This window comes from Ornithinimicrobium sp. (assembly GCF_030537745.1).
Lineage (GTDB): Bacteria > Actinomycetota > Actinomycetes > Actinomycetales > Dermatophilaceae > Ornithinicoccus.
Window position 1 is genome coordinate 20,987 of sequence record NZ_JAUNVI010000025.1, and the last position, 14,108, is coordinate 35,094.

General features: G+C 69.0%; 11 protein-coding genes. 4 read left to right on the forward strand and 7 right to left on the reverse strand.

Going from position 1 to position 14,108, the window contains the following annotated elements; all coding sequences use genetic code 11:
• The 7 genes from Q4P07_RS07330 to Q4P07_RS07360 all read right to left on the reverse strand — a co-directional run.
• On the reverse strand, positions 1-369 hold a 369-nt coding region (locus tag Q4P07_RS07330; protein ID WP_303374252.1), incomplete at its 3' end, for an NfeD family protein.
• Between the two features lie 127 nt (positions 370-496).
• Positions 497-1,723 carry a homoserine O-acetyltransferase gene (locus tag Q4P07_RS07335; RefSeq protein WP_303374253.1) on the reverse strand — a complete coding sequence of 409 codons (1,227 nt, stop codon included), beginning with the start codon at positions 1,721-1,723 and terminating at the stop codon, positions 497-499.
• A 3-nt stretch (positions 1,724-1,726) separates the two neighbouring features.
• Entirely contained in the window at positions 1,727-3,067 is a 1,341-nt protein-coding gene (locus Q4P07_RS07340) for a bifunctional o-acetylhomoserine/o-acetylserine sulfhydrylase (protein ID WP_303374254.1), read from the reverse strand.
• A gap of 349 nt (positions 3,068-3,416) precedes the next feature.
• Complete coding sequence (locus Q4P07_RS07345; protein WP_303374255.1) at positions 3,417-5,486, reverse strand: beta-propeller domain-containing protein; 2,070 nt, start codon at positions 5,484-5,486, stop codon at positions 3,417-3,419.
• A 119-nt stretch (positions 5,487-5,605) separates the two neighbouring features.
• Positions 5,606-6,127, reverse strand: a complete 522-nt coding sequence (locus Q4P07_RS07350) for a PspC domain-containing protein (protein WP_303374256.1) — start codon at positions 6,125-6,127, stop codon at positions 5,606-5,608.
• An 87-nt stretch (positions 6,128-6,214) separates the two neighbouring features.
• Positions 6,215-7,615 carry a dihydrolipoyl dehydrogenase gene (lpdA, locus tag Q4P07_RS07355; RefSeq protein WP_303374257.1) on the reverse strand — a complete coding sequence of 467 codons (1,401 nt, stop codon included), beginning with the start codon at positions 7,613-7,615 and terminating at the stop codon, positions 6,215-6,217.
• Between the two features lie 58 nt (positions 7,616-7,673).
• A complete protein-coding gene (locus tag Q4P07_RS07360) occupies positions 7,674-8,513 on the reverse strand; it encodes a PadR family transcriptional regulator (protein ID WP_303374258.1) in 840 nt (279 codons plus the stop codon).
• Between the two features lie 353 nt (positions 8,514-8,866).
• On the opposite strand from Q4P07_RS07360, the gene Q4P07_RS07365 reads away from it, so the two are divergent.
• The 4 genes from Q4P07_RS07365 (at position 8,867) to ilvD (ending at position 13,990) form a co-directional block, all read left to right on the forward strand.
• Positions 8,867-10,690: an acetolactate synthase large subunit gene (locus Q4P07_RS07365; RefSeq protein ID WP_303374259.1), complete on the forward strand. Its 1,824-nt coding sequence runs from the start codon at positions 8,867-8,869 to the stop codon at positions 10,688-10,690.
• A gap of 4 nt (positions 10,691-10,694) precedes the next feature.
• Positions 10,695-11,165: an acetolactate synthase small subunit gene (gene ilvN, locus Q4P07_RS07370; protein WP_303374260.1), complete on the forward strand. Its 471-nt coding sequence runs from the start codon at positions 10,695-10,697 to the stop codon at positions 11,163-11,165.
• Between the two features lie 82 nt (positions 11,166-11,247).
• Positions 11,248-12,285, forward strand: coding sequence for a ketol-acid reductoisomerase (ilvC, locus tag Q4P07_RS07375; RefSeq protein WP_303374261.1), 1,038 nt, complete (start codon positions 11,248-11,250; stop codon positions 12,283-12,285).
• Entirely contained in the window at positions 12,278-13,990 is a 1,713-nt protein-coding gene (gene ilvD / locus Q4P07_RS07380) for a dihydroxy-acid dehydratase (RefSeq protein ID WP_303374262.1), read from the forward strand. The genes ilvC and ilvD overlap by 8 nt, the downstream gene beginning before the upstream one ends.
• The last annotated feature ends 118 nt before the right edge of the window (positions 13,991-14,108 follow it).

Below are 14,108 nucleotides of genomic sequence, written 5' to 3' on the forward strand. Positions count from 1 at the left end.
CTCGGCGCGGGAGGTCCAGTGCTCCCCTCGGAGCTTGATCAGCCCCGCGTGGTCAGTGACTTCCTGGAGCACGGTCGCGGTCTGGCCGAGGTGCCCCTCGATCCCCATCGGCGCGCCGCGCCCTTCGAGATGAAGATGCTTCAACGCGATCGGACGCAGGGCGAAGACGAAGAGACCCGCACCCACCGCAAAGACCAGGACCTGTGCGACCACGGGCAGCGCGACGCCTGCGGCGATGGCCGCGACGAGTGCCCCGAGGGCAAGCATGAGGAAGATAAGATCGAGGGTGGTCATCTCGACGATGCCAAAGGCGAGCGCCGCTCCGATCCACCACAGCCACTGTGGGCTGTTCTGCAACCATTCTGGCATTGAGCCCTCCTTCCCCGCTCCTGGACATTGATACTACTGGGGTAGACGTCCAGGGAGCCTTCAGGGTTCCCGCCACTGCCCTGCCGGACACCGGCAGGGCACGCTGCGAGGGCTCAGCGGGCCGCGTTCAGTAGGCCGCGGCGGTGGGCCGCACACTCGCGGCCGCGACCGGGCGCAGGGCAGCAGTGGTCGGCGGCCGCAGGGCCGACGACGGTGGCCTGGCGGCGACCGGCACCGGGGCGCTGGCGAGCGCCCTGGTGATGATCGCGAACACCTGCTCGGTCTCGATCAAGAACGCGTCGTGTCCGTAGGTGGAGTCGATGAGGGCCAACTCTCGGCACGCCGGTGCGGAGGCGATGAGCTCACCATCCGCGGGGGGGAAGAGTCGGTCGCTGCTGACCACACCCACGGTGAGCTCAGCGGTGATGCGACGCAGGGCTGCCTCGACGCCGCCGCGGCCCCGTCCAACGTCGTGGCTGTTCATGGCCTCGGTCAGCACGACGTAGGAGTTGGGGTCGAAGCGCCGAGCCAACTTCTTGCCGTGGTGCTCGAGGTAGGACGCCACGGCATACCGTCCACCGCGCAGCGCGTCCTCCCCCTCCTGGTGGTTGGTGCCGAAGCGGAACGCCAACTCGTCTGCGGACCGGTAGGTCGCGTGCGCTATCTGTCGAGCGACCTCCAGGCCGGTCCGAGGCCCGGGACCGGGGTAGTAGTCGCCGCCCTGGAAGCCGGGGTCCAAGCGGATGGCATGCAGTTGCGGCACCGACCACGCGATCTGGTCGGCGGTCGAGACGGCGCTGGCTGCGAGCACGACGCACCGCTTGACCCGCCCGGGGAAGGTGGCCGCCCACTCGAGTGACCGCATACCTCCCACCGACCCACCCACCACGAGAGCGAAGGTCTTGATGCCCAGCCGGTCTGCGAGGAGCGCCTCGACCCGCACCTGGTCACGCACCGTGATGGTGGGGAAGGTGCTGCCGTAGGGACGACCGTCCGGCGCTGGCGAAGACGGCCCGGTCGTGCCGCGACAGCCGCCGAGCACGGCAGGCGCCACGACGAACCACTCGTCGGTGTCGATCGGCGCGCCCGGCCCGATCAGTCCGGGCCACCAGCCGGGGGTGGGGTGGTCCGGACCCCGCTCACCGACGACGTGACTGTCGCCGGTGAGCGCGTGCAGGATCAGGACCGCGTTGTCACGCGCAGCATTGAGGACACCCCAAGTCTGGTAGGAGACCCGCACCGCGTCGAGCCGGCCGCCGCCCTCCAGCGCCACGGCGCCGACGACCTGGCTGCGGCGTCTGGACGCCGGTGCGACCGGCGCACTGACGGGATCTCCTGCCCACTGCGCGGTCATGGCTCAGGCCGCCTCGGAGTCCCGCGTGACGTGTGCCGCGGCGGCAAAGCCGGTCTCCAGATCAGCGAGGATGTCCTCGATGCCTTCGATGCCGACGGCCAGCCGGACTAGGCCCGGAGTGACGCCGGCGGCGCGCTGGGCCTGCTCGCTGAGCTGGCTGTGGGTGGTCGAAGCGGGGTGGATCACCAGCGAGCGGACGTCGCCAATGTTGGCCACGTGGCTGTGCAGCTTGAGCCCGGAGACGAACGCGCGACCCGCATCGGCGCCACCGACGATCTCGAAGGAGAGCACCGCGCCCGCACCCTTGGGCAGATACTTCTTGGCTAGCTCGTGCGAGGGATGGCCGGGCAGCCCGGCGTAGACCACGCTTTCGACCTGGGCGTGCTGGTCGAGCCACTCGGCGACCTTCTGGGCGTTCTCCACGTGCCGCTGGACCCTCAGCGACAGGGTCTCGATGCCCTGCGCGACGAGGAAGGCGTTGAACGGCGAGATGGCCGGCCCGAGGTCGCGCAACAGCTGCACCCGCGCCTTGAGGATGAAGGATAGGTTGACCCCGAAGATGCCGTCCTTGCCCAGCGTCGTCGCATAGACCAGGCCGTTGTAGCTCTCGTCCGGCTCGGTAAACCCGGGGAACCGGTCATTCTGGCCGTAGTCGAAGTTGCCGGCGTCCACGATGACCCCCGCGATGGAGTTGCCGTGCCCGCCAAGGTACTTGGTCGCCGAGTGGATGACGACGTCGGCGCCGAAGTCGATCGGGTTGGACAGGTAGGGGGAGGCGATGGTGTTGTCCACGATCAACGGGACGCCGACCTCGTGGGCCACGGCGGCGATCGCTTCGGTGTCCAGGACGGCGCCGCTGGGGTTGCCGATGGTCTCGCCGAAGAACGCCTTGGTGTTGTCCTTGGCAGCTGCCCGCCAGGACTCCGGGTCGGTCGAGTCCTCGACGAAGACCACCTCGATGCCGAGCCTGGGCAAGGTGTGGGCGAAAAGGTTCTGGGTGCCGCCGTAGAGGTTGGCGCTGGCCACGATCTGGTCACCGGCGCCGGCGACGTTGAGGATCGCCAGGGTGGTGGCGGACATCCCCGAGGCGAGCAGGAGAGCCCCGACGCCACCCTCCAGGTCGGCGATGCGGTTCTCGACGACCTCCTGGGTCGGGTTGTTGATGCGCGTGTAGATCGGGCCGAGCTCGGCCAGCGCGAAGCGGTTGGCGGCCTGGTCGGCGTCGGCGAAGACGAAGGAGGTGGTCTGGTAGATCGGGAGTGCGCGGGCGCCGCTCGGGTCGAGGGTTTGGCCGGCGTGGATCTGGCGGGTGTCGAAGGACGTGTAGGTCACGGTGCTGCTCATTTCGGGTGGAGGGGCGGGGCAGGTGAGGGCCGGAAGGATCACACTGCTGAGCCCGGCTCGCCGCGGCTATGGCGTGCACTCTCGGTGGAGGTGCGGTCGCGGCGCGCGCGACAGTGCTGCGAGGACGGGCTCAGCAGCTGCGCATTCGGCGACGCGAGGGGGTCATACGGGTAGTTCTAACAGGCATAGATTGTCGAAGTCAATTCGACCCGAGGGGCTCCTGACCCGTCCATGACGCAGGATCAACGGTGAGAGTGCAAACACATGCAGAATATGCCGTCTTGATCGCTGCCCCCGCAGAACGCAGGCGTGCCCTCGCACTCTCACCGATCCACGAAATCCTCCCGGGTCAGGGCAGGTCGACCGCCCAGCCACCTTCGAGGGAGGCGAGGTCGAAGCGTGCCAGGCCAGCCCAGTCCAGCGTCCACAGGTCGTCACCGATCACCATCGTGCGCAGTGGAGCCTCGCCCCACTCCTTGTTCTTGGCGGACGTGGAGGTCGACTTGCCCTTGACGAGGGTGCCGGTGCCAACGGTCAAGGTCGTGACTCCGGCGAAGGAGTCTTGCGCTTCCTTGCCGTCAGTGCTCTCGGACCACCGGGTGTAGGGGATGACGACCTGGCCGGTCGCTGGCCAGGACAGGAACGCACGGTGGTCGTTCTCGATGGGTGAGTAGGAGTTGGACCCCCACGTCACGACCTGTGTCTGCTTGGGAGAGGAGAGGTCGCGGATGTCGAAGAGCGAGACCTGCAGGCCTTTGCTCTGCCCGGTCTCGACATCGGCGTCCTGGCCGACACCCAGCAACCAACCGTCGGCGATGGGGTGCAGGTATGCCGAGAAGCCAGGGATCTTCAACTCGCCGGCCACCTTCGGTGCGGTGGGGTCGCTGGTGTCGATGAGGTAGAGGGGGTCGGTCTGGCGGAAGGTCACGACGGCGGCGACGTCCTTGGACAGGTAGCGCACCGACTGGATCTGCTCGTCGAGCCCGAGGCCGTCGACGCGACCGGTCTGCGAGAGTTGGTCGCCCTCCTCGCGAAGCACGACCAGCGAGGATTGCGACTGGCCGGAGGCTCCCGGCGGGTCAGTCGTGGTCGCTGCCCTGATGACTCCGGCATCCTCGTCCAGCGCCCACTGGTTGATGAGTCGACCGTCTACCGAGCCCGATGCCACATACCTGGTCGTGTTGGGCTCGCTGATGTCGAAAGAGTGCAGGTCTGTGCGGTTGGCAGGTGCGCCGCCCGGCCAGATGGAGTCGACGCCGGCGTCGCTGGCCATCGGCATCCAGTTCCACAGGTCCCAGCCACTGGTGGCGACGACCAGTCGGTCGGTGGAGGCGTAGACGGTGCCGCCGCTGGCGACGAGACCGGCGCCCGAGGTCGGTGCCGGGTTGGCCGAGCCCACGTCGAAGGTCAGCACCGACAGCGTCGAGAGGCCAGCGGGATCGCGCGGCCGCGAGATCTGGTCGCAGTCCAGCAGCGGATCGGTGGAGAGCGCGCGACCGTCTGCGTCGAGCTGCTGAAGGTGGGGGATCCAGTCATCGATCGTGGTGCTGCGCACCAGCTCACGGTTGGCCTGCTCGGCTTCGGCCTCGGCGGTGAGGGTGCCGGTCTTGGGCGCGGTGGTGAGCACGCCGGGTGGCTCGGTGACCATCACCATACGGACGGTGTCACCGACCAGCCGTGCCGAGCGGTAGGACCCTTCCATCCGGGTCGACCCGATCGTCGTGGGGGAGGCCGGGTCGCTGATATCGACAGTGGTGACGATGGTGCGGCCGGGGTTGAAGGCCATGGTCGTGCCGTCGACCGGCTGGGCATAGTTCCACTCTTGACTCAGGACGACCAGGGTCTGACCGTGGAGCAGGATCTCCGAGGGCTGCGCCTGGTCGCGGCGTCCCGGCAGGGTGACCGTCGAGATCACCTTGCGCGTCTGCACGTCCACGATCCGGACCCTGCCGTTGGTCACGGCGATGATGATCGACCCGTTGGTCTTGACGATGTCCGGCTCGTCGACGCCCTCCTCCTGGACGTTGGTGCCGGAGTAGTCTTTGCCCGCTTCGTAGGAGGCTTGTCCGTCGGAGGCGGTCCCGGCGGCGGGTGCCGCGCCTCCCTCGTTCGAGGAGTCGTCGGGCGCGCTCTCCGCGAAACCTCCGCTGCCACCCCACCCGCCGATGCCGTAGGGGGTCACCATCTCGAGCGCGTTGGCCTGGTAATAGGTGAGCAGTTCGGAGCAGTCACCAAAGCCGGCGAGGTAGTTGGCGGGCAGTGCCGTGATTGCTGCGCGTGCCACGGACTCATCCCACTGGCCACCCGTCTGCGGTGCGTCGCCGCGCGGGTCAGCCGGACGGCTGACGCTGCAGCCGGCGAGCAGCAGGCTCGCGGCGAGCGGTATCGCCAGGAATGTCGAGACGTGGGAGCGAGGCATAGCCCCTCCTCGGGGTGGGTGGGTCGTCGTTGACCCCCTTGTGACGCGGCGGGTGTGCGCGCCGTTCCCGTGGTCAGCGCCAAGTTTCGGCTCGGCGCTGACCTCCCGGCTGGTCCTTCTTACTGCAAACTGGAGCGCTTCTTCTTGGTCACCACGTAGGCCACCACGCCCACGGCGATCAGGATGGGCAGCAGCGCACTGTCCAGGATCCAGCTCAGGACGCCGAGGAGGGCGAAACCACCGAGGACGAGCACCACCATCGAGCGCGGGCGCCCACCCCGCAGGGCCTGCTCGGCGTGGGTCGTGCCGTGCTGGTCCGGCAGCGCCGCCCAGGCCAGCAGATAGGCACCGAGGCCCGCGCCGAAGAAGAGCGCCAGCAAGACCGCCGCAGCGCGGACCGCGACGACTGACAGGCCGGTCGCCTCGGCGATCCCGGCGCAGACACCGCCGACGATGCCGTTGCTCGAGTCGCGACGCAGCGGCGAGCGGCGCAGCGTGGCGAAGCCTTCGTCTACGGTGCGCCGGCCCCGGTCACCGGAGCCGCTCGAGCCCGGATCAGAGCGAGGGGCGGGGATCGGCGGGGCATCGGTGGGGATCTGAGCGCGGGTCGAGGACGGTTGCCAGGTCTGGGGGTTTTCCATATCTCAAGAATGTCCCAGGCAGGGTGCCGGAAGCAGCCGGTGGGCTCCCAGGTCTGGCGGGGGGTTAGCCCCCCAGCTCAGCCTCGATCAGAAGTTGATCATGTGGCCGCTGATGCCGTGGAGGGCTTCCTTGAGCGCCTCGCCCAGCGTCGGGTGCGCGAACACCACCCGGGAGAGCTCATCGGCGGTCAGGTCCCAGGTCTGCGCGACGTTGACGGCGGGCAGCAGCTCGGTCACGTCCGGGCCGATCATGTGGGTGCCGAGGATCTCGTTGTGCGCGGCGTCCGCGACGACCTTGACGAAGCCGACCGCGTCGCCCAGGCCCTGGGCCTTGCCGTTGGCGGTGAAGGGGAAGGTCGAGGTCTTGATCTCGTGGCCGGCATCTTTGGCCTGCTGCTCCGTCAGGCCCATGGAGGCGATCTGCGGGTGGCAGTAGGTGGCGCGGGGGATGAAGCGGTAGTCCAGTGGCATGGTCTCGGCGCCGGCGAGGGTCTCGGCGGCCACGATCCCCATCGCCTCCGCGACGTGCGCAAGCATCAGCTTGGCGGTCACGTCGCCAATGGCGTAGACGCCGTCGACGTTGGTCCGCATGTAGTCGTCGATCGCGATGGCGCCACGGTCGGTGAGCTCGACCCCGATGGCTTCTAGGCCGAAGCCCTCGACGCGGGGCGCGAAGCCGATCGCGGAGAGCAGGCGGTCGGCCTCAAGCACCTGGGACTCGCCGCCGCCCCCGGACGACACGGTCACCTTGACCCCGGAGCCGGTGTCCTCGACGGACTCGACCTTGGTGCCGGTGAGCACCTTGACCCCGAGCTTCTTATAGTGCTTGGCCAGCTCCTTGGATACGTCTGCGTCCTCGGCCGGGACCATCCGGTCCATGAACTCCACGATCGTCACCTCGACACCGAAGTTAGCCATGATGTAGGCGAACTCGACGCCGATGGCGCCGGACCCGGCGATGATGATGGAACTGGGCAGGTCCTCGTCGAGGATCTGCTCCTCATAGGTCACGACGTTCTTGCTGACCTCGACCCCGGGCAGCATCCGGGTGACCGAGCCGGTGGCGATGATGAGGTGCTCGAAGGTGAGCTGGGAGTCGGAGCCGTCATCGGCCTTGACGTCCATCGACGTCGCGCTGGTCAGGGTGCCCCAACCGTCGATCTCGGTGATCTTGTTCTTCTTCATCAGGAAGTGGACACCCTTGACGATGCCCGCCGAGACCTGGCGGCTGCGCTTGAACGTCGGCCCGTAGGACATCGTCGCGTCACCCTCGATGCCGTACTTGGCCTTGTCGTGGGTGAGGGTGTGCGCCAGCTCGGCGTTCTTCAAGAGTGCCTTGCTCGGGATGCACCCGACGTTGAGGCAGACGCCCCCCCAGTACTTCTTCTCCACGACAGCGACCGTCTTGCCCAGCTGGGCTGCGCGGATCGCCGCGACATACCCGCCGGGTCCGGCGCCCAGGACAACAACGTCATAGTGATCGGCCATGGGCCAAGTATGCCGTCACCGGGTGGTCCCGCGCGCTCCGGGGACCACCCGGGTGCGATCAGTCCTCGATGATCTCGCCCTCGGCGATCTCGTCGTCGCGGCCGTCCGGGCCTTGGTCGCCTTCGTCATACCGATCCTCACGCGCAACCTCGGACTCCGCCAGCAGTCGGTAGAGGTCGCGCCGTGCGCGGTCCAGCAGCTCTGCGGCGTCCGTCACGAGGCCGTCGTCACCGCTCTGGCCGACCGCCTGGGTCGCGATAGCGACGCTGCCGAGCGCCTTCCACAGGGCGCCGCCGCTGCGGCGGTCGCCCCCGTGCCGACTCCCCGGACCGCCATGGCTTCGGCCACGGGGTCCGCCATGGCCGTGGCGGGTGTGGCGGGATCCGCGCTCCTCCTCCGACCAGGGGTCATCAGGCTCAGCGTTCGACTGCTGTCCCCAGAGCAGGGACGGGCCGCGGCTGGCGGCCTCGCGCCCGGAGTCGGTGAGCTGGTAGACCTTGCGACCGTCGGACTCGATCTGGGTCACCATGCCCTCGTCCTCCAACTGGGACAGCGCCGGGTAGATCGCGCCTGAGCTCGGCGTCCACGCGCCGTCGGTGGCCTCGGCGATCGCCTGCATCAACTGGTAGCCGTTCATCGGCTCCCGCGTCAGCGCCTCCAGGATCGCGCTGCGGACGTCGCCGCGACGGGCGCGCCGAGGGCCGCGCGGGCCTGGGCGTCCGCGGTCCTCACCCTGCCAGGACTGGCCGCCGAAGCCGCCGAAGCTGGGCCAGGCGCCACCGGTGCCCATGGGGCCCTGCGGACCGAAGATCCCGCCCGGGCCGAGGGGGCCACGCGGCCCGAACGGGCCTTCGGGGCCGAAGAATTGCTCGGGGTTAAAGCCCCTGCGGTTGTTCATGGTGTCTCCAGTGGGTTGTGGGGCGTGGAGGGAGCCCCACGCTCCCTAAAGAATGACACGACCTATAACGTCATGTCAACGTCATATCGTGACAGGTGAGTGAGGGGCGAAAGTGGACATATTCAGGGCAATACCGCCAACGCACTTGACGTCGCGGCACCCCATGGTTCATGGTGGCTCTATGCACTTCTCCGTCGTACTTATTACCTAGGGACGCGTCCCGGCCTCAACGCCGAGCGCGTCCTCCCCTCGTTAGCCCTCCGGGCCGAGGGGTTTTTTGTTGCCCGACCCATGACGACCCGTCCGCACCACCGCCTGCAGCACCATCCGACACGAGTCAGGACAGACCGAAGATGACCGCCACGCACCTGAGTAGCGAGCACGTCGCCACCGGCGCGCCGTCGATCGCCACCGCCCCTCGCGGTGCCGGCTCCGACACCGGCGCAGCCATGATGACCGGGGCCCAGAGCCTCGTCACGACCCTCCAGCGGATCGGCGTAGAGCACATCTTCGGCCTCCCGGGCGGTGCGGTCCTGCCCCTCTACGACGCGCTCTACGGCGCCGAGGGGATCCGGCACATCCTGGTCCGGCACGAGCAGGGTGCCGGCCACGCCGCCACCGGGTATGCCGCGGCCACCGGCAAGGTGGGCGTCTGCCTGGCGACGAGCGGGCCCGGTGCGACCAACCTGGTCACGCCGCTGGCCGACGCCAACATGGACTCGATCCCGGTCGTGGCCATCACCGGCAACGTGCCGAGCACCGCGATGGGCACGGACGCCTTCCAGGAGGCCGACATCCGCTCGATCTCGATGCCGGTGACCAAGCACTCCTTCCTGGTCACCAACCCGCATGACGTCGCCGCCACCATCGCCTCCGCCTTCCACCTGGCCCAGACCGGACGCCCGGGGCCGGTCCTGGTCGACATCACCAAGGACGCGCTGGTCGGGCTCGCGGAGCCAGGTGCGCTGCAGTTGGCGATGCCCGGCTATCACCCCGCCACCTCGGCCGCCCCGGAGTCGGTCCGGGATGCCATCGACCTGATGCTCTCCGCCTCCCGGCCCGTCCTCTACGTCGGCGGTGGCACCGTCCGCTCCGGAGCCGCCGAGCACGTCCGCACCTTCGCCGAGCTGACCGGGATGCCGGTGGTCACCACCCTGATGGCGCGGGGGGCCTTCCCGGACAGCCACCCCCAGCACATGGGCATGCCCGGCATGCACGGGACCGTCGCGGCCGTGGCGGCGCTGCAGAAGTCGGACCTGATCATCAGCCTGGGGGCCCGCTTCGACGACCGGGTGACGGGCGCCAAGGGCACCTTCGCCCCCCACGCCCGGATCATCCACGCCGACATCGACCCCGCCGAGATCGGCAAGAACTTCCCGGTCGAAGTCGGCCTGGTCGGCGACGCCAAAGACGCGATCGACCAGCTGGTCGCCGAGTGGATCCGGCGCACCACGGCGGGAGCCGCCCCCGACTACGAGGCGTGGGTCGCCCGGTGCCTCGGCTGGAAGGCGAGCTATCCGTTGGGCTACGACGCCCCGACCGACGGCGCGCTCGCCCCGCAATACGTCATCGAGCGCCTCGGGGCACTCAGCCCGCAGGACACGATCTACGCCGCCGGCGTGGGCCAGCACCAGATGTGGGCCACGCACTTCATCAAGTACGAGAAGCCCAACCGCTGGCTCAACTCCGGTGGACTAGGCACGATGGGGTATGCCGTGCCCGCCGCGATGGGGGCCAAGGTCGGCATGCCGGACACCACCGTGTGGGCGATCGACGGCGACGGCTCCTTCCAGATGACCAACCAGGAGCTGGCCACCTGCGCGGTCGAGGGAATCCCGATCAAGGTCGCGATCATCAACAACGCCGCGCTCGGCATGGTCCGGCAGTGGCAAGCGCTCTTCTACTCCGAGCGCTTCAGCGCCTCGCAGTTGCCGTCCAAGCAGATCCCCGACTTCGCCACCCTGGCCCAGGCCTATGGCTGCGTCGGTCTGCGGTGCGAGTCGGCGCAGGACGTCGACGCCACGATCGAGGCCGCCCTGGAGGTCACCGACCAGCCGGTCGTGGTCGACTTCCGGGTGAGCAAGGACTCGATGGTGTGGCCGATGGTCCCCTCCGGCACCAGCAACGACGCCATCCAGCACGCGCGCGACGTCTGTCCCGAGTTCGGGGAGGACTGAGGCGATGACGCTGCTCCACGACTATCCGCTCAGGGAGCCGGACGTCCCCACGGCGCCCTCGACATACCGCCACCCCACCCACTCCGCGACAGACCACCTATCGAAAGGCACCACCATGACGACCACGACTCCACCGACCACGCCGAGCGCCAACTCCAACCGCCACGCGCTGTCCGTCCTGGTAGAGAACAACCCAGGCGTCCTGGCCCGGGTCTCCGTCCTCTTCGCGCGCCGCAACTTCAACATCGACCACCTGGTCGTCGGCCCCACCGAGGACAGCAAGGTCTCCCGCATGACCATCGTGGTGAACGTGAGCGGCGAGCAGCTGCACAAGGTCACCAGCCAGCTGGACAAGCTGGTCGAGGTCATCCACATCGAGCAGCTGGCCGACGCCGACGCGATCCGCCAGCAGCTGTGGGCGATCAACGACAACGGCCCCCGCCCGGTCGGCGCGATGGCCGCCGCCGCCTTCTGACCGACGTCACCTGGTCCGCCCGCAGCACGCACCACCACCCGCACCACCCATCCAGACTCACCTCGAGGAGCGCCCCACCACTATGGCCACCATGTATTACGACGACGACGCCGACCTGTCCCTCATCCAGGGCAAGAAGGTCGCGGTCCTGGGCTACGGCTCCCAGGGCCACGCCCACGCGCTCTCCCTGCGGGACTCGGGCGTCGATGTCCGCGTCGGCCTGCCCGAGTCGAGCAAGAGCCGCGCCAAGGCCACGGCGGAGGGTCTGCGGGTGGTCACTCCCGCGCAGGCCAGTGCCGAGGCCGACGTGATCATGGTGCTGGTGCCCGATCACGTGCAGCGACATGTCTACGCAGAGGCGATCGAGCCGAACCTCACCGATGGCAAGGCGCTCTTCTTCAGCCACGGCTTCAACATCCGCTTCGGCTATATCAAGCCGCCCGCGGGCGTGGACGTGTGCATGGTGGCGCCGAAGGGTCCAGGGCACCTGGTGCGGCGTGAGTTTGTCGACGGGCGTGGGGTGCCGGTCCTGGTCGCCGTGGAGCAGGACGCCACCGGCAACGCCAAGGCGCTCGCGCTGTCCTACGCCTGCGCGATCGGCGGACTGCGCGCCGGCGGCATCGAGACCACCTTCACCGAGGAGACCGAGACCGACCTCTTCGGTGAGCAGGCGGTGCTGTGCGGCGGGGTGAGCCAGCTGGTGCAGTACGGCTTCGAGACGTTGACCGAGGCTGGCTACCAGCCCGAGGTCGCCTACTTCGAGTGCCTGCACGAGCTCAAGCTGATTGTCGACCTCATGTATGAGGGCGGCATCGCCAAGCAGCGCTGGTCGGTCTCCGACACGGCGGAGTACGGTGACTACGTCTCCGGCCCCCGCGTGATCGACGAGCGGGTCAAGGCCAACATGCAGGACGTGCTCGCCGACATCACCAACGGCTCCTTCGCGCAGCGCTTCATCGATGACCAGGACAACGGAGCGCCTGAGTTCCACGCACTCCGCGCCAAGGGCGCCGCCCACCCGATCGAGGGTGTGGGCCAGGAGCTGCGCGGGATGATGGCGTGGGTCAAGTCCCACGGCTCGGACGCTGACTACGTGGAAGGATCTGCGGCTCGTGACTGATTCGCGGACAGAGGTCGACCACAAGCCCCGCTCGCGGGACGTCACCGACGGGCTGGAGGCCGCCGCCGCACGCGGCATGCTCCGCGCGGTGGGGATGGGCGACGAAGACTGGGAGAAGCCACAGATCGGGGTCGCCAGCAGCTGGAACGAGATCACCCCGTGCAACCTGTCCCTGGACCGGCTGGCCAAGGCCGTCAAGGACGGCGTGCACGCGGCGGGCGGCTACCCCTTGGAGTTCGGGACCATCTCGGTCTCCGACGGGATCTCGATGGGGCACGAAGGGATGCACTTCTCCCTGGTGTCCCGGGAAGTGATCGCCGACTCCGTGGAGACAGTGATGTCGGCCGAGCGCCTCGACGGCTCGGTCCTGCTCGCGGGCTGCGACAAGTCGCTGCCCGGCATGATGATGGCTGCCGCCCGCCTCGACCTGGCCGCGGTCTTCGTCTACGCCGGCACGATCCTGCCCGGCTGGGCCAAGCTCTCTGACGGCTCCGAGATGGAAGTCACCATCATCGACGCCTTTGAGGCGGTCGGGGCCTGCGCGCGCGGGCTGATGTCGCGCGAGGATGTCGACACCATCGAGCGCGCGATCTGCCCCGGCGAGGGTGCGTGCGGAGGCTTCTACACCGCCAACACGATGGCTGCCGCGGCGGAGGCGCTCGGCCTGTCACTGCCGGGCTCGGCCGCACCGCCCGCGACCGACCGGCGCCGTGACGGCTTTGCCCGGCGCAGCGGGGAAGCCGTGGTCAACATGCTCCGGCAGGGCATCACCGCCCGAGCGATCCTGACCAAGGAGGCGTTCGAGAACGCGATCGCGGTGACGATGGCCTTCGGTGGCTCGACCAACGCGGTGCTGCACCTGCTGGCGATCGCGCACGAGGCGGAGGTCGACCTCTCGCTGGCCGACTTCCGTCGGATCGGGGCCAAGGTCCCGCACCTGGCGGACGTCAAACCCTTTGGTCGGCACGTGATGGTCGACATCGACCGCATCGGCGGCATCCCGGTGATCATGCAAGCGCTGCTGGACGCGGGGCTGCTCCACGGTGACGCCCTCACGGTGACCGGCAAGACGGTAGCCGAGAACCTCAAGGAGCTGCACGCCCCGCCCCTGGACGGTGAGGTCCTGCGCAAGATGGACAACCCGATCCATGCCACCGGTGGCATCACCATCCTGGAAGGCACGCTCGCCCCGGACGGCGCGGTCGTGAAATCGGCCGGCTTCGACTCGCACGTCTTCCGCGGCACTGCCCGGGTCTTCGACGGTGAGCGGGCCGCCATGGACGCGCTCGAGGACGGGACGATCACCGCCGGAGACGTCGTGGTCATCCGCTATGAAGGGCCCAAGGGTGGACCGGGCATGCGCGAGATGCTCGCGATCACCGGCGCGATCAAGGGCGCGGGCCTGGGCAAGGACGTCCTGCTCGTGACCGACGGCCGGTTCTCCGGCGGCACCACCGGACTGTGCGTGGGCCACCTCGCACCGGAGGCCACCGAGGGTGGTCCGGTCGCACTCGTCCAGGACGGAGACTCGATCATGCTCGACGTGGCCAACGGCACGCTCGACCTGGAGGTCGACGAGGCCGAGTTGGAGCGGCGCCGAGCACAGTGGTCGCCTCCGCCGAGCCCGGAGCGGGCTCGGCGCGGAGTCCTGTCCAAATACGTCCGGCTGGTCGGATCTGCCTCTCAGGGGGCGGTGACGAACTAGTCGGCGGGGTTGCACCCGGGAGCCGCGCCCCCCCCCGGGGGGGGGGGGCGCAACCGCCGGCGCCCGGGGGGGGGGGGGGGGGCGCGCGCCCCCACCCCCCCCCCCCCGGGGGGGCCCG